The organism is Bradyrhizobium sp. 613_E4_N2_2, assembly GCF_052075995.1.
In the GTDB taxonomy this organism is placed as follows: domain Bacteria; phylum Pseudomonadota; class Alphaproteobacteria; order Rhizobiales; family Xanthobacteraceae; genus Bradyrhizobium; species Bradyrhizobium barranii.
Window position 1 is genome coordinate 2484783 of record NZ_CP197234.1, and the last position, 15761, is coordinate 2500543.

15 protein-coding genes are annotated in these 15761 nt (G+C 63.5%); 8 read left to right on the forward strand and 7 right to left on the reverse strand.

Annotated features, from left to right (window positions below; all coding sequences use genetic code 11):
• Positions 1-15: 15 nt before the first annotated feature.
• From AB7290_RS11715 to AB7290_RS11730, 4 genes are read right to left on the reverse strand one after another with little or no spacing between them, the layout of a single operon-like run.
• Positions 16-1641, reverse strand: a complete 1626-nt coding sequence (locus AB7290_RS11715) for a dipeptide ABC transporter ATP-binding protein (RefSeq protein WP_231142813.1) — start codon at positions 1639-1641, stop codon at positions 16-18.
• 36 nt (positions 1642-1677) lie between these two features.
• Positions 1678-3273 carry a gamma-glutamyltransferase gene (gene ggt, locus AB7290_RS11720; RefSeq protein ID WP_283017297.1) on the reverse strand — a complete coding sequence of 532 codons (1596 nt, stop codon included), beginning with the start codon at positions 3271-3273 and terminating at the stop codon, positions 1678-1680.
• Complete coding sequence (gene nagB, locus AB7290_RS11725) at positions 3270-4046, reverse strand: glucosamine-6-phosphate deaminase (protein WP_231142809.1); 777 nt, start codon at positions 4044-4046, stop codon at positions 3270-3272. The genes ggt and nagB overlap by 4 nt, the downstream gene beginning before the upstream one ends.
• Complete coding sequence (locus tag AB7290_RS11730) at positions 4043-5251, reverse strand: ROK family transcriptional regulator (RefSeq protein WP_354096543.1); 1209 nt, start codon at positions 5249-5251, stop codon at positions 4043-4045. Before AB7290_RS11730 ends, nagB begins: the two co-directional genes overlap by 4 nt.
• Positions 5252-5482: 231 nt before the next feature.
• Between AB7290_RS11730 and AB7290_RS11735 the strand changes: the two genes are divergently transcribed.
• The 6 genes from AB7290_RS11735 to AB7290_RS11760 all read left to right on the forward strand — a co-directional run bounded on the left by AB7290_RS11735 (position 5483) and on the right by AB7290_RS11760 (position 11969).
• Entirely contained in the window at positions 5483-6994 is a 1512-nt protein-coding gene (locus tag AB7290_RS11735) for an ABC transporter substrate-binding protein (protein ID WP_283017296.1), read from the forward strand.
• Positions 6995-7051: 57 nt separating this feature from the next.
• Positions 7052-7993, forward strand: coding sequence for an ABC transporter permease (locus AB7290_RS11740; protein ID WP_028149199.1), 942 nt, complete (start codon positions 7052-7054; stop codon positions 7991-7993).
• Positions 7990-8862: an ABC transporter permease gene (locus AB7290_RS11745; RefSeq protein WP_063981848.1), complete on the forward strand. Its 873-nt coding sequence runs from the start codon at positions 7990-7992 to the stop codon at positions 8860-8862. Before AB7290_RS11740 ends, AB7290_RS11745 begins: the two co-directional genes overlap by 4 nt.
• 251 nt (positions 8863-9113) lie before the next feature.
• Positions 9114-10202, forward strand: a complete 1089-nt coding sequence (locus tag AB7290_RS11750; RefSeq protein WP_063981849.1) for an AI-2E family transporter — start codon at positions 9114-9116, stop codon at positions 10200-10202.
• A gap of 170 nt (positions 10203-10372) precedes the next feature.
• A complete protein-coding gene (locus AB7290_RS11755; protein WP_166100665.1) occupies positions 10373-11485 on the forward strand; it encodes an acetate kinase in 1113 nt (370 codons plus the stop codon).
• Positions 11486-11525: 40 nt separating this feature from the next.
• Positions 11526-11969 carry a potassium channel family protein gene (locus AB7290_RS11760; RefSeq protein ID WP_038935413.1) on the forward strand — a complete coding sequence of 148 codons (444 nt, stop codon included), beginning with the start codon at positions 11526-11528 and terminating at the stop codon, positions 11967-11969.
• A 195-nt stretch (positions 11970-12164) separates the two neighbouring features.
• Here the strand turns inward: AB7290_RS11760 and AB7290_RS11765 are convergent, their stop codons facing one another.
• Complete coding sequence (locus AB7290_RS11765) at positions 12165-12848, reverse strand: helix-turn-helix domain-containing protein (RefSeq protein ID WP_166100662.1); 684 nt, start codon at positions 12846-12848, stop codon at positions 12165-12167.
• 221 nt (positions 12849-13069) lie between these two features.
• Between AB7290_RS11765 and AB7290_RS11770 the strand changes: the two genes are divergently transcribed.
• Together AB7290_RS11770 and AB7290_RS11775 are read left to right on the forward strand one after the other, a co-directional pair.
• Positions 13070-13693 (forward strand): response regulator transcription factor, encoded by a 624-nt coding sequence (locus tag AB7290_RS11770; protein ID WP_135216474.1) that lies wholly within the window; start codon positions 13070-13072, stop codon positions 13691-13693.
• A 93-nt stretch (positions 13694-13786) separates the two neighbouring features.
• Positions 13787-14245: a response regulator transcription factor gene (locus tag AB7290_RS11775; protein ID WP_441253420.1), complete on the forward strand. Its 459-nt coding sequence runs from the start codon at positions 13787-13789 to the stop codon at positions 14243-14245.
• A 14-nt stretch (positions 14246-14259) separates the two neighbouring features.
• Here AB7290_RS11775 and AB7290_RS11780 read toward each other — a convergent pair whose 3' ends face one another.
• Together AB7290_RS11780 and AB7290_RS11785 are read right to left on the reverse strand one after the other, a co-directional pair.
• The gene (locus AB7290_RS11780) at positions 14260-14844 is read right to left on the reverse strand and encodes an invasion associated locus B family protein (protein WP_231142801.1); all 585 of its coding nucleotides are present in this window, start codon (positions 14842-14844) and stop codon (positions 14260-14262) included.
• Positions 14845-14866: 22 nt separating this feature from the next.
• Positions 14867-15754 carry an alpha/beta hydrolase family protein gene (locus tag AB7290_RS11785; protein WP_428841237.1) on the reverse strand — a complete coding sequence of 296 codons (888 nt, stop codon included), beginning with the start codon at positions 15752-15754 and terminating at the stop codon, positions 14867-14869.
• Positions 15755-15761: the final 7 nt, after the last annotated feature.

The following is a 15761-nucleotide window of genomic DNA, read 5'->3' on the forward strand; positions in this document are numbered from 1 at the left end:
TGAAAATGTGGTGGTTCAGACCGACGTGGACGTTCTGCGTTGCCTGCCCGGGATCGCGGCCAGCAGTGCCTGCGTGTAGGGATGCTCCGGCCGTTCCAGCAGATCTACCGTCGGCCTGATCTCGACGATTTCTCCGAGGCGCATCACTGCGATCCTATCGCAGACCTGGGCCGCGACGTTGAGATCGTGGGTGATGAACAGCACTGCCAGCCGCAGCCGCGCCTTCAATGTCTCGAGCAAGGTGAGCACCTGCGCCTGGACAGAGACGTCGAGCGCTGACACCGGTTCGTCGGCCACCAGCACCTCCGGGTCGAGCGCCAGCGCGCGCGCAATTCCGATCCGCTGGCGTTGCCCTCCGGAGAATTCATGCGGAAAGCGTCGCGCGGCGCTCGGGTCGAGACCCACGAGCGCCAGCAGTTCCTCGGCACGCGCGAAGGCCTGCGCCGGCGGGACGCCGTGCGCGATCGGCCCGTCGGCGATAATTCGCCCGACGCGGCGGCGTGGATTGAGCGAGGCGAAGGGATCCTGGAACACCATTTGGACATGCTTGCGGGCGGCCCGCAGGCGGGCACCGCGAGCCTTGGAGAAATCGAGTTCGCCGATACGGACCACGCCCGCATCGGCGTCGGTGAGACGCATCACCAGCCGACCGATCGTGCTCTTGCCCGAGCCGGACTCTCCGACGAGGCCGAGCGTCTCGCCGCGCCGGATTTCGAAGGTCACATTCTTTACGGCTGCGACCTCGGTCTGCGAGCTGAACCAGTCGCTGCCACGATAGATCTTCGCAAGTCCGGTCGCGGCGCAGGCGATCGGTTCGTCCTGGACCCGGGCCCGGACCGGCGGGGTCCCGCCGGGCACCGCGGCGAGCAGCCGGCGCGTATAGGGATGCTGCGGGCGTTCGAGCACGTCCTCCACGGATCCCTGTTCGACGACGCGACCCTTCTCCATGACCGCGACGCGGTCCGCGATGTCGGCGACGACGCCGAAATCATGGGTGATGAACAGCACCGCCATGCCGCGCCGCTGCTGAATGTCCCGGATCAATCGAAGGATCTGTGCCTGTGTCGTGACGTCGAGTGCCGTGGTTGGTTCGTCCGCGACCAGGATCGATGGTTCGAGCGCAAGGGCCATTGCGATCATGGCACGCTGACGCTGGCCACCCGACAACTGATGCGGGTAGCTATGGATGATCCGCTCGAGGTCGCGCATGCCTACCTCTTCGAGGAGGGCGCGCAAGTGGGTTTGCCGCTCAGTTGGCGTGAATTGTCCGTGCGCCTCGAACGCTTCCATGATCTGGTCGCCGATCCTGATCACAGGATTGAGCGCTGTCATCGGTTCCTGGAAGATCATCGCAATGCGTCGCCCGCGCAACGTCCGCCATTCTGCTGCGGGGAGGTTCAGCAAATCGCGTCCCTCAAAGTGTATGGCCCCTGCAACCGGGCGAATAGCCCTGGGCAGCAGGCCCATTACGGCAGAGGCGCAGACCGATTTACCGGAGCCGGATTCACCGACGACGCAGAGGATTTGCCGCGGATACAGGGCAAGCGAAACGTCCTCGACGGCAGAGGCGCGATCTCCGCCGGCGGGCAGCGCCAGCGTCAGCCGCTCGATCGACAGGATCGCCTCCGTTGTCTCGCTCATGCTGCCCGATCCGACATCACGTCTTTCTCATCCTGGTCACGCCGCCAGTGCAATGCCGTCCTTGCGATGGTCCGACGCGCCGAGAATGACGCCCCTGGAAAGATCGACGTGCACGGCCTGACAGCCTCCGAGCGGTTCGTCCGCCCTGATCACGCGGTGACCGCGCGCAATCAATTCGTCGGCGACGGAGCCGGGAATCGTGGGTTCGAGGCTCAGCGTACCATCAAACGCAAAGCTGCGCGGCGCATCCGAGGACTGCTGAATGTCGAGCCCACGGTCGAGCACGCCGCTCAGGATCTGCACATGTCCCGCCGCCTGGTATTGTCCACCCATCACGCCAAAGGCCATGATCGGCTTGCCATGCTTCGCCAGCAGACCCGGAATGATGGTGTGAAAGGGACGTTTTCGCGGCGCAATCGCATTGGGATGTCCTTCGAGAAGGGAGAATCCCGAACCCCTGTTCTGTAATAGCACGCCAGCGCGCGGAGCGTAGATGCCGCTGCCGAACGCGAAGAAAAGCGAATTGATGAAAGATACCATGTTGCCGTCGCGGTCGGCGACCGCAACGTAAGCCGTGTCACGATGAACAGGCATGTCAAAATCTGCTGATGCGCCGGCACGCTTCCGGTCGATGGAGGAGCGCAATGCCGCGACTGACGACTCCGAGAGCAGCGAGTCGACATCGAGCGGACGGAATTCCGGATCGGCTACCAGCGCGTCGCGCTGCCGGTAGGCCGCCTTGGTTGCCTCGGCAAGGAGGTGAATGCGATCCGCCTCGCCGAGCGCCGGATTGGCCATGTCGAAGCCGGCAAGGATGCGGGCGATCAGCAGCGCCGCGACGCCCTGTCCGTTAGGCGGACATTGCAGGATTTGATGATCGCGGTAGTCGGCGCTGATCGGCTCGACGTACTCCGATCGGGCACTTGCGAGATCTTCAAGCTGCATCATTCCGCCCAGCGCCTTCAATGTCGCGACGATTTCTTCGGCGACGGCACCTTCGTAAAACGCGGCGCGCCCCTCGCGTGCGATCCGGCGCAGCGTCGCGCCGAGTGCGGGATGATTGAGCTTGCTACCGACGGCGGGCGCAGCGCCACCGGGCAGATAGACCGGTACGCCAGTCCGATGTCGTTCGATGCGATCGGCGTAGCGTGCCCAATCCAGCGCGGCGCGGGGCGTCACCACAAAGCCGGTCTCGGCCGCGCGGATCGCCGGCGCCAGAACCTCGTCCAGGCCTTTTGAACCATAGTCGCCAGAGAGGCGGCACCAGGCATCGACCGCACCCGGAACTGTGACTGCATGGGGTGAATCGTCCGGGATCGACGCCAGCCCGCGTTGCCGAAACCAGCCGAGTTCGGCCTTCGCCGGCGCTCGGCCCGAGCCGTTGACAGCGACGGGCTTGCCGGAGGCGGGAGCATAGATCGCAAAACAGTCGCCGCCGATGCCGGTCATATGCGGATCAATGACACCCTGGAGGGCGATCGCGGCAATGGCGGCATCGACCGCATTGCCGCCACTGCGCAGGATCTCGACCGCAGCGAGCGTGACGGCCGGATGAGAGGTCGCGGCCATGCCCCGGTCGCCCACCGCCAGTGAGCGCCCCGGCACCATGAAATCGCGCTGTCCCCAGCTCATGCCCTTCTCCGATTGTTGTTGTGGGGCCGCGTGGCGAGGGCTCCGGCAGCCGGTTCATCGCAAAGGATATCGACGTTGCCGTGCAGGCGGAGTGCCGAGGCAGGACAAGCTGCTGTGATCGGACCCTCGATCGCGGCTGCGAGTGCGGCTGCTTTCTCCGGCCCCTTGGCGATCAGGAGGATGCTCCGAGCCTCCAGGATTGTTGCTATGCCCATTGTGATCGCACGTTCGGGAACCGACGCCGGATCGGGAAAATTAATGGCATTCGCGATGCGGGTTGCTTCATCGAGTCTGACCTCGCGGGTACGTGAAGCGAAATCCGAACCTGGCTCATTGAAGCCGATATGGCCGTTGGCGCCGATGCCGAGGAGCAGGAGGTCGATGCCCCCGGCAGCCGCAATCTGCGCCTCATAGCGCGCGGCCTCGGCGGCGACGTCGTCGGCCGTGCCATCGGGGATCTTTGCCCGACCGGCTTCCATATCCACATGCCCGAACAAATGCTGCTGCATGTAGGCATGGAAGCTTCCGGCCGATTGGGGGGCGACGCCCACATATTCATCGAGGTTGAAACTCGACACCGTTCGGAATGAGATGAGGCCGGCGCGGGTCGCGGCGACAAGGCGGGCATAGAGCGGCGCCATTGTCGCTCCGGTCGCAAGACCGAGGGTAACCGGCCGTCGATCGTGCAGCCGCGCGATGACAAGCGCGGCTGCTCGTTCCGCGACGGCGGCGGCATTGCCGACAATCTCGATTCTCGGCGCCTGCTCTCTCATGCCGCGACATCTGCTGCCGTGAAAGGAAGAGCCAGTGGGCCCGCATCCTTGCCGATGCCAAACAGCGAGCGATGCACGAGGTCGATCGCGCTGCCGATCGCGCCGATCAGCGTGGCGCGATTGCCGAGCGCGCTGAGCTCGATACGAACAGGCTCGCGCATGCAGCGTCCCAGATGTTCATCGATCCGGACCTTCAACTCGGGCCGCGCGCCGATACTGCCGCCCATGATGATGATTTCCGAATCGAGGATGCTGTGCACCGCCAGGATCGCGGTCGTGAGGATCCGGCTGACTTCGTCGATCGTCACTCGTGCCGCCTCCTCGACCGCGAGCCGATCGAAGACATCGCGCACGGTACTGCCGGGCGCGCCGCCGAGCCCGATGTAGCGTTCGACAATGCCGGCGCTGCCGATCGCGGTTTCCAGGGTGCCGAACCGAAGGCCACGCGCATCGTAGGGATCGCCCCCAAGCGGCAGGTAGGCAATCTCGCCGGCCGCCCCGCGTGCACCACGCACGAGATAACCGTCCGAAAAGATGCCCATGCCAATGCCGGTGCCGACTGCGATGAAGGCGAAACTGCGCGCCTTGCGGCTGTTGCCGCGCCAATGCTCCCCGATTGCGGCGAGATTGACGTCATTTTCGATGGCGACGTCGATTCCGAGCCGTTCGCGCAGCGCGGCCCTCACGTCCAGGCTATCCAGTCCGGGGATATTGGGCGCGATGGCGATGCTGCCCGACGCGGGGTCGACCATCCCCGGACTTCCCATCACGCCGCCGCGCAAGCGTTGCGCCGATACGGACGCACGCTGAAGCAGGGCATCCTTCATGCGATCGATCTGTGCGACCACGGCAGCGCCGCCGTCGCAGGATGTCGGTTCGATGCTCTCGGCGACGATCTCACCGTGCAGATCGGCAAGTGCGACGTGCAGTTTTGTGCCGCCAAGGTCGATACCCAACACGAAGGCGGCGTCCGGCCGGAGCGCATAGGTGACGGCGCTTCTCCCCACGCTGCCCTGGATTTGACCGTCCTCATGGACCCAGCCGTCGCGCTCGAGATCACGCATCACTTCGGAGATGGTCTGCTTGGACAGGCCCGTGCTGCGGGCGATTTCGGCGCGCGATACCGAGCGATCACGCAGCAGGCGCTCAACCACAAGGCGCACGGATTGCTGTCGCGCAACGGGCGATGAGGGGGCGTCTGGCATGGGCCTCAATCCAATTAGTCAATATGCCGAACTAATACCTCGCCTGATCTGCCGTCAAGGGGCGTGGTGTAAGGATTTTTCGCCTCCAAGAGCGATGTGTTGTAATTTAGTTCCATATCCTAGGGTGATTTGTTCGAGATGTTTACAAATAGGTTCAGTCGTGCTTGTCTTGACCTTCAACAGCAGAGCCTTGGAAGCTTTGGGATAGGCGTGCGACGAAAGGAATTCCGTATGAAGCGGACGGGCACGGCGTTGGCGGCAATTCTGATGATCGCATCGGGCCTTGTTTCGGCGAGTGCCGCGACATTGCGGGTTGGCATCCAGGACGATCCCGATGCGCTCGACCCGGCACTCAGCGGCACATACTCCGGCCGCTTCGTGTTTGCGGCGCTGTGCGACAAGCTTGTCGATATCTCCCCCGACCTCAAGATCGTGCCGCAGCTGGCGGAGGCTTGGGAGTGGTCCGCGGACGGCAAGTCGATCACGTTTACGCTGCGCAAGAATGTCACGTTCCACGATGGCACCGCGTTCGATGCAGCGGCAGTCAAGTTCAATATCGAGCGCATGAAGTCGATGCCGGATTCCAAGCGCAAGGCGGAGCTGGCGCCGGTCGCGAGCGTCGAAGCGCTTGCCGCGGACAAGGTGAAGTTCAACCTGTCGGAGCCGTTCGTGCCGCTGCTTGCTAATCTCAGCGATCGTGCCGGCATGATGGTCTCGCCCAAGGCCGCCACGGAGAAAGCCGGGGAATTTGCAGCCGCGCCGGTCTGTGCCGGTCCGTATCAATTTGCCGAGCGCAAGTCGCGCGACCTCATTCGGGTCAAGAAATATCCCGGCTACTGGGACGCTGCACGGGTCGGCTATGACGAGGTCGTCTACTACTACGTTCCCGACTCGACCGTGCGGTTGTCGCGTGTCCGGGCGGGCGATCTCGATCTCGCGGAGCGTATCGCGCCGACCGATCTCAAGACCGTGCGCGACGATCCCAACCTCGCCCTGCATTCCGGCCAGGGACTTGCCGTCTCGCATCTGATGTTCAATGTCGGCGCGGGCGCGAAGGCCGATACGCCACTCGGCAAGAACTCGACGCTGCGTCAGGCCTTTGAGCTGGCGATCGATCGCAATGTCATCAACCGCGTCGCCTTCAACGGCGAGTTCCTGGCGGATAACCAGATGATCCCGCCGTCATCTCCGTTCTACGATAGCGCGCGCAAGGCGCCGGCTCGCGATGTTGCCAAGGCCAAGGCAATGATTGCCGCCGCCGGAATGACTCGCGTGCCGGTCGAGATCCAGTACGAGAATACGGCCGGCGATTCCCGGGTCGCACAGATCATACAGTCGATGGCGGGCGAGGCCGGTTTCGACGTCAAGCTGCTGCCCATGGAAACGACCACGGCCATCGAGCGCTACATGAACGGCAATTTCGAAGCCTATATCGGCAACTGGAGCGGCCGCGCTGACCCGGACCCGACACTGGTCGCCTTTTTCAGTTGCGCGGGCTCCCAGAACGTCAACAAGTACTGCAACAAGGATCTCGATGCGATCCTGAACCAGGCCCGGGGCGAGGCTGACGAAGCCAAGCGCAAGGCACTCTACGCCAAAGCGACGGACATTTACCTGACGGCGCTCTCGTCGATTCCGCTCCATCACCCGAACTGGTTCTTTGCGGCCCGCAAATCGGTCGGCGGCATCGTCATGGTGCCGGACGGTCTGTTGCGTCTGGTCGGTGTCAGGCCCGTGAATTGATGCGCAACGCCTCGCGCCCGCCGATGCGCTCGCCCTGGTGAGGACCAGTCTGGCCCGATGAAGAGTTTGCTTCTGCGCCGGCTTGCCGTCCTGCTGCCGACCCTGTTGTTGGTGTCGATGATGGTGTTCGGTCTGCAGAAACTGCTGCCCGGCGATCCTGCGCTGGCGCTCGCCGGAGAAGAGCGTAATCCCGAAGTCGTTGAGTATCTTCGGCAGAAGTATCGCTTCAATGATCCGATCCCGGTGCAATACGCCGTCTGGCTGAAAGCCCTGGTGCACGGTGACTTCGGCACGTCGGTACGCACCCGATTGCCGATCGGCACCATGCTGGCGGAAAAATTGCCGGTGACCGCTGAGCTCGCGATGCTGTCGATGCTGGTCGCGCTGCTCGTCGGGTTGCCGATCGGGATCTTCGCGGCGCTGGGGCGCGGGACGCCCTTCGACTACGGCGCCAGTCTGTTCGGGCTTGCCGGACTGTCGATCCCGCATTTCTGGCTGGGGATCATGCTGATCCTTCTGTTCTCGGTGAATCTCGGCTGGCTTCCGGCCGGAGGTTTCGTTCCGCCGTCCGAGAGCGTGGGAGGCAACCTGCTTTCGATGCTGATGCCCGCTTTGGTGCTCGGCACGGGCACCGCTGCGATCATGATGCGCCATGTCCGCGGCGCGATGATCGAGGCGATGAAGCAGGACTACGTGCGCACCGCCCGCGCGAAGGGCGTCCGCGAAAGCACCATCGTGCTGCGTCATGCGCTGCCGAACGCGCTGATTCCCGTGGTCACGCTGGGCACACTGCAATTTGGCGAACTGCTGGCCGGCGCGGTGTTGACGGAGCAGGTCTTTTCCATCCCGGGGTTCGGCAAGATGGTCGTCGACGGCGTGTTCAGCCGCGATTATGCCGTGGTTCAGGCGGTCGTGCTCTGCACAGCAGCCGTATTCCTCCTGATGAGCCTGATTGCCGACGTGGCGTATGTGCTGCTCAATCCGAGGCTCAGGTCATGAGCTCGATTGAGACGGTGCCGGTCGCAAGTCAGGCACGCGCCGCCGCTCCTTCGGAAATTCGTCGCCTGTTGCGCGAACCATCCGCCGTCATCGGGGCCACGATCATCCTGTTCTTCGTCGTGCTGGCGGTGTTTGCCTCGTGGATTGCGCCGTACGATCCAAACTCGCCGGACTGGATGGCGATTCGCGCGGCACCCGGTGCGGCACATTGGTTCGGCACCGACGATCTCGGTCGGGACGTGCTGTCGCGCGTGATCTTCGGCACGCAAGCCTCGCTTTCCGCCGGCATCGTCTCCGTGACGGTCGCGGTGCTGATCGGCCTTCCGTTTGGTCTCATGGCCGGCTATTTCGGCGGCCTCACCGACATGGTGATCTCGCGCTTCGCCGATGCGCTGCTCGCTTGCCCCTTTCTGGTGCTGGCGATTGCGCTCGCCGCGTTCCTGGGCCCCAGCCTGCAAAATGCGATGATTGCCATCGGCATTTCCGCCGTGCCGGTGTTCGTTCGTGTCGCGCGTGCCGAGACGCTGGTTGTCTGCACCGAGGATTACATCGCCGCGGCCCGGTCCCAGGGCCTCGGCCATCTCGCCATCCTGACCGGACAGGTGCTGCCGAACGTGCTTGCCCCCACGATTGTGCAGGCGACGCTGACCATGGCGATTGCAGTTCTCGCCGAGGCGAGCCTGGCCTTTCTGGGGCTTGGCCAGCTTCCCCCGGCCCCGTCATGGGGCGCCATGCTTGACGTTGCCAGGCAATTTCTCGGCGAGGCGCCATGGATGGCCTTCTGGCCGGGGCTCGCGATCATTGCGCTCGTCATCGGCTTCAACCTGATGGGTGACGGCCTGAATGATGCCCTCAATCCCAGGCACTAGGTGGAAGGCGAGCCTGTTCCGCTGAGGGACTCCGCGGCGTGGCCTAGGGCTGTTTGATTTCAGGCGGCAGACCAAAGCCTGTCTTGTCCGAGCGCTGCAGCGCGCAGATCCGATGACACAGGTCGATGACGTGCTCGTCGTAGACTAGCGTGTATTGGCGCGAGCATTGGGCGCGCCATTGATCTGTATCAAGCCCGCCGCGGGATAGGGGCCGCTAGGCTTCCAGCAGGAGCGCTGCCCGGACACAGGCCTTGAACACTCTTCGCCAGCATCGGTCTATCGACGGAGTCATCCAGCTCGTGATCCGGCTCGGATTGCTGGCGCTGCTGATCCTGTGGACTTTCCTCATCATCCGCCCCTTCGTGCCAATCCTGGCCTGGAGTGCGGTGCTCGCGGTGGCGTTCTATCCAGTCTTCGGCTGGCTTGCCAAGCGCCTCGGGGGCCGCCCGCGCACCGCCGCGTCCATTCTCACGCTGGTTACGCTGGGCATCGTCATTGGTCCTGCGGCCTGGCTCGGCATGAGCGCAGTCGACGGGATCAAGGATCTCGCGGGCCAGATCAGCAGCGGCGATCTCACGCTTACGGAGGCGCCCGAACAGATCAAGAGCTGGCCGCTGATCGGCACCCAGCTCTACGATCTCTGGACCCAGGCCAACAGCAATATTCGCGCGGCGCTGAGCGAGGTGATGCCGTATCTGAAACCGCTTGCCGGGATCATGCTGTCGCTCGCCGGTGATGCCGGTGTCGGCACGCTCCAGTTCCTGCTGTCGGTATTCGTCGCCGGCTTCCTCTTTCCCTACGGTCCGCAGCTCGTCGACGCGGTGCGCGGCTTCCTGTTCCGGGTCGTACCGGAGCAGAGCGAGCATTTTCTGGAGCTCGCCGGCGCGACCATCCGCGCGGTGTCGCAGGGCATCATCGGTGTCGCAATCGTGCAGTCGCTGTTGGCCGGCATCGGCTTCAAGCTCGCAGGCGCCCCGAGTGCCGGCCTGCTGGCATTCCTCGTCCTGTTGCTGTCGATCGTGCAGATCGGCCCCTTCCTCGTTCTCTTCCCCGTGGTCGTCTGGATCTGGATGGACAAGGACGTGACCACCGCGGTGCTCCTGACCGTCTTCCTCGGCGCCGTCGGCATCCTCGACAACATCCTGAAACCCATCGTCATGGGGCGCGGCCTGACCACGCCGACGATCGTGATCCTGATCGGGGTGATCGGCGGAACGCTCGCGCACGGAATCATCGGCCTCTTCATCGGGCCGATCATCCTGTCGGTCGCCTGGGAACTCGCGGCGGCCTGGATCCGGAACGACCGCGCCGCTGCGCCGAAAAGGCCGGAAGAGACCTGAATCTCCGCACGCATCACCTTTGACCTAAGTCAATCCTCTCGACTCCCGATGCGCCCTGATTGGGCGTAGGCAGATCTGACCTCAGGCATGTCGATGGCCCATCAAACGTCGCAGCGGGATTGCGCATTCGGGCAAACGTCCCCGGCGATGACGGCTGTCGACTGACCGCCATGGATGCGATCCTTGCCATCGATGCGAATGCAGGAAGCGTGAACTTCCAGCTCTTCTCCGTACGAGGCGAGGGGAGGCTGGAACGGCAAATCAAGGGACGGCTTGACGGGCTCGGCCGCCATCCGCGCCTCAGGGCGAGCAGAGCGAACGGCGATCCGTTGGCGCACCGCACCTATCAGAACGACGACGTCGATGACATCCCGGCGGCATGCGCGGTTGTCGATAGCTGGCTGCGGGACGAATTGGGAATCCAGCCGCTGGCCGTGGGACATCGCGTCGCTCAGGGAGGACCGGATGACGCCCGACCGGCCCTGATCGATGATGTCGTGATGGCGCGTCTGGAGCGGCTGATTGCACTCGCGCCGCTGCTTCAACCGTATAATCTTGCGCCAATCCGTATCATGCAGGCCAATCATCCGGCGCTACCGCAAGTCGCCTGCTTCGATACTGCATTCCATCTTGGCAAGGTCGTGGAGAACGGCAGCTATCCTATTGCGCATCAACTCTGCGCAGGTGACGTAAGGCGTTACGGGGCTCACGGTCTTTGCTACGAGTCGATCGCACGAGCTCTGACGCTTGAGGCCCCCGAGATTGCCGCGCGCCGCGTGATCGTTGCGTGCCTCGATGACACCAGCTCGATGTGCGCGCTGAAGGAAGGCCGCAGCGTCGAAAGCACGAATGGATTCTATGCCTTTGGCGCATCGCCGTCGGACCATTCCGCAGGTGAAATCGATCCCGGCGACGCATTTCTGTTCACCAATCCGGGTGACGACGGTGCGGCGGCTCGTTTTCTGCGAGCAGAACAGGCCGTCGAGCACCTCGCCTACTGCGCCGGCCTCAACGCCGGCCTGCTCGCGGCCGCGCTGGAGGGGCTTGACGCCTTTGTTTTCACCGGCGCGATCGGCCAAGGCTCGACCGCGATCCGCGCGCGCATCGCCGAAAGGTTGAGCTGGCTCGGTGCTATACTGGGTGCGAAGGCCAACGCCCATAACGCACGGCTGATCTCGCGCCGCGATAGTCGTATCCCTCTCTATGTGCTCCCGTCCGACGATGAATTGACCATCGCGCGGCACACGTTGGCGCTCTTGTTGAACGGGCCGTCGCCACGTTGAGGCAGCTTCCCGGAAAGCTGAAAAGGATTGGCGGCGCGCGATGCTTCTTCAATTCCTCGTCGGTACGCTGGTCAGCGTGATCAATATCGGAATCCATGCGCTGGTGACCATCGTCGCCGTCGGGATCGCCCGCGGCGCGGGCTTGCGGCAAACCAGGAGACCAAGAGTGCACCTGATGGGTGTCATGGTCGCGACAGCCGTGGTGTTGCAGGTCGCACATACGCTGGAGGTGCTGGTGTGGGCTCTGATGTATGAAGTCGTTCAGGCCGCAGCACCGGGCAGTGATGTGCTCTATTTCGCCTTCGTCAACTATACCACGCTCGGCTACGGCGATATCACGCCGGTGCGCGAATGGCGCCTCATCGGCCCGTTGACGGCTATGAACGGTGTCCTGCTGTTCGGCTGGTCGGCCGCCATCCTGTTCGAGGTCTTGCGCAAGACTCTCGAGCACCTCGGCGTAACCCAGGCGCCTGGCCTTAAATGATCCTGATACCGATGGCGGCTTCGGTCAGAGCCGGGCTCACCCCAGGAAAAGGATCATGGCCGTGAACGCCACCGGCAGCGTCCCGAACAAAACGACTACGATCCGAAATGCGGTCTCGTTCCACATCGGAAGAGGCTAGCATCGGACGGTACCGGTGTGATGTGCAGTTTGTGCCATTCGCCGGTGTCGGCCCGCTCAAGGCTGCAGGTCGAGGCTTGCAAGCTGGTGCCGATCCAGCAGCACGATCTGACGCTGGGTGTTGCCGACGAAGCCGAGGGCGCCGAGCTCATGGAGCCGTGACAGCGCGCGGGATACCGTCTCCAGCGTCAGGCCGAGGTAATCGGCGATATCGCGCCGCGACATCGGCAGCGCCATGACGCCGGACGCCGTCAACCGCCCGTCCATCTCGAGCAGGAACGCCGCGACCCGCTCCAGCGAGGTCTTGCGTCCCAGCAGCAGCATGTGGTCCTCCGCATGCTGGAGGTTGTTCGTGGTCATGCTGAGGAGGTTTCTGGCGACCATCGCATCGCTTTCGGCCACCATTTCGAGGCTTTGCCGTCTGACCAGGCGCACCGTTGTGTCGACGATCGCTTCCGTGGTGAAGCGGTGCTCGTTGCCGTTCTCCAGGCCAAAAATGTCGCCGGCGAGGTGAAAGGCGCCAATCTGCCTGCGGCCGTCCGACAGCAGCTTGTAGCTTCGCACCGCACCGGACGTCACCTGATAGACATATTCGGCGGGCTCTCTCTCCCCGTAGATTTCGCTGCCTTTTTTATAGGTAAATTGGCTTAAACTGACGAGCGCATTTGAATCGCTGGTCATGCCGAGGTCACGAAGGGAGTTGGGACGCGGCGTCGAATCCGCTGTAATGCGAACGAACATAGGCCAACTCCTCAGCTCATCGCCGAATTGGTCTGTCAGACGAAAAGTCTCGCCGCTGGGAATGCGCCGCGCCGTCCCACTCCCGTCGAAGTTGATTTACGACTAAGGCGGCATTCTCATCCATTGTCCCAAGGTTCATTGTACCAAGGGACAGCGTGGACGCCTGTTGGGAGGTTGTTGCGCGGATTGAGAAGCTGTCGGAATTCAGCAAGAGGTGATGCGTGCCCGGCCTTGTTCACGTGGTGGACGACGACGATTCCTTCCGGACGGCGATCGCGCGCCGGTTGAAGCTCGCTGGCTACGACGTTGCGACCTACGCATCGGCGCAGGATTTACTGGATGCGGCGCCTGATGACGCGCAGCCGGGATGCATCCTGCTCGACGTGTGGATACCGGGGCTGAGCGGCCCCGACTTGCAGACCCGCTTGGTCGCGTCGGGCTCGACGCTGCCAATCATATTCCTGACCGGACACGCCGACACGCCAACCACGGTGCAGGCCATCAAGGCCGGCGCGGAGGATTTCCTGACCAAGCCGGTATCCTCCGAGCAGTTGATCGCTGCGATTGAGCGCGCGCTGGTGCGCCAGCACACCGCGCAGGCGCATCGCGGAAGGCTCGAGACCTTCCGCATTCACCTCGCCGCATTGACGCATCGCGAGCGTCAGGTGTTCGATCTCATCGTCCGCGGCAGGATCAACAAGCAGATCGCGCATGAGCTTGGAACCACCGAGCGCACCGTGAAGGCGCACCGTCACCAGGTGATGGAGAAGATGCAGGTTCGTTCGCTGGCGGAGCTCGTTTCGATCGCGGAGCGGCTTGGAATGCTCGATACGAGCGACGATTAGCTGATTTGTCGTCACGGCACAGTTCCCGCGGTGTGACTTCCCCAAGAGACAATATGAAATTCGTTGGTGTGGTGCTGCCATGTAGGGCGGCGAATGCGGCGGTTTGCCCGACACGCAATTAGACCAGGCGAATATGGCGCCGGCGCCGCCGTGATCAGTCATTCGTCTCGAAGGGGCACTTCCTTGCCAGAGCGTGACTCTGTTTTTGTCGTCGATGACGATCCCTCCATCCGGACCAGCGTGAACAGGCTGCTCCGCGAGCATGGCTTTGCCGCGACGCTCTTCGACTCTGCTGGAGCCTTGCTCCATCACGGCAGCTTCGACAAGGCGATTTGCATCGTTCTCGATATCGACCTGAACGGAAGGTCCGGCATCGACCTGCGCCGGCAACTGGCCGAGGAGGGTGTCACAGCACCGGTGATCTACATCACCGGAAATGACAGCTCGGCGAACCGCGCCGCCGCGGTCGCGTCCGGATGCATTGCCTATCTGGTCAAGCCGTTCACGGCGGAGTCCCTGATCGAGTCGGTGGCGCGTGCGTCGGCTGCGTAACGCAGCACGGCCGCTCATTCGTCGACATATTGCTCCAACGTCCTGGCCGGTGCGCCCTTGTGGACGGACGCGAACTGCGCCAGCGGCACCGAGGTCGTCAATGCCAGCAGGTTTGAATCGACGACCTCGAGGACAAGTGTCTTCCCTGACATCATCTCCTTGATGATCGCGGGAGGCGCGACGTCGGCCGCAATGCAGGCGTTGGTCAGGCACCAGCTGTAGGGGATGCGGAGGGGGCTGCCCTGGTCGACGGTCAGCTTCGCCGGCTGTTGCAGGTACATGCCGACGGGCACGAAGAGCTGCAGCCTTGCCGAAGGAGTGCCCTCGCGCTCGATGAGGTCCACGCGCACGGCCGTCTGGCCGGTTGGAAACTTGCCGGTGATTGACGTCCGGCACAGCGTCGGCGCACCGCCTGCCTTGAAGCAGAGCTTCTGCCAGTCTCCGTAGACGATGTCCTTTGCCTCGCGCTGGCCGCGCGTCGCGACCTCGGCGGGTTTATCGGCCTGCGCGGATTTCGGCGCGGCGATGCCGGCACATGTCGCGCTTCCGGCGACCGCGACGACCAGCAGGCCAGAGAGACAATTGCGGGGACTCGGCATGATGTGCCTCCGAACCTGAACTCTATTTCTGCGCGTCGAGGAACTTCGCCACCAGCGGCGACCACAGCGGGATCGCGTCCGGAGAGCCGATGAAGAAATGGCCCTCGTTGCCGAAGGGCGGCATCAGATGATATTCGGCGCGGCCGCCAGCCGCCGTGAATGCTGCATGCATGCGCTTCGACAGGGCCGGGCCGAAGAACGTATCGTTTTCGATATAGAACCACAGCATCGGCACCCGCGAGGTCCGGCCAAAATCCGCGGTCGCTTCGACCAGTCTGTCCGGCGCGCAGTTGTTGTTGGGCTTGCCGTCGACGCGTCCGCCGCGACCTGCCGCAAAGGTGATGATCGCCTTGACCTGCGGCGGGTTCACGCTCGAGAGCGCAATGGAAGCCCAGCCGCCGGCGGACTGTCCGATGACGACGACGTCCTCTGGCAGAACGCGTTTCTCGGCGATCATGTAGTCGATGATCCAGAGATCGGCCAGCGCCAACGCACGTCCGGCGTCACGGAAGTTCGGGTTGGTGCATTTGCCGACCTTGGCGAAGAACGGCCCGTAGAGACCGTGCTCGGGAATGTCGATGGCGGCTGCGCCATATCCGGTGCCGACCGGCGCCACGACGAAATAGCCGCGTTTGGCGAACCACTTCGCTGCATCGCGGAATTCCACCAGCGGAAAGAAGCCGCGATCGACCGGCTTGAGCGACACGCCGTGGTTCATGATCGCGAGCGGGAAGGGGCCGTCGCCGACGGGCCGCACCACATAGGCGAACATCGGAAGCGGCAGCGGCAGCGCCCAGATCTCCTCCTGGATGCGGACATTGTCCTCGGCGCGCACCGGCAGGACGAAGGCGGCGAGGGTAAGTAGAGCCATCACGAACGGTCGGATGATTGCGGCCAATTGCCTGCGCATCGTCGCC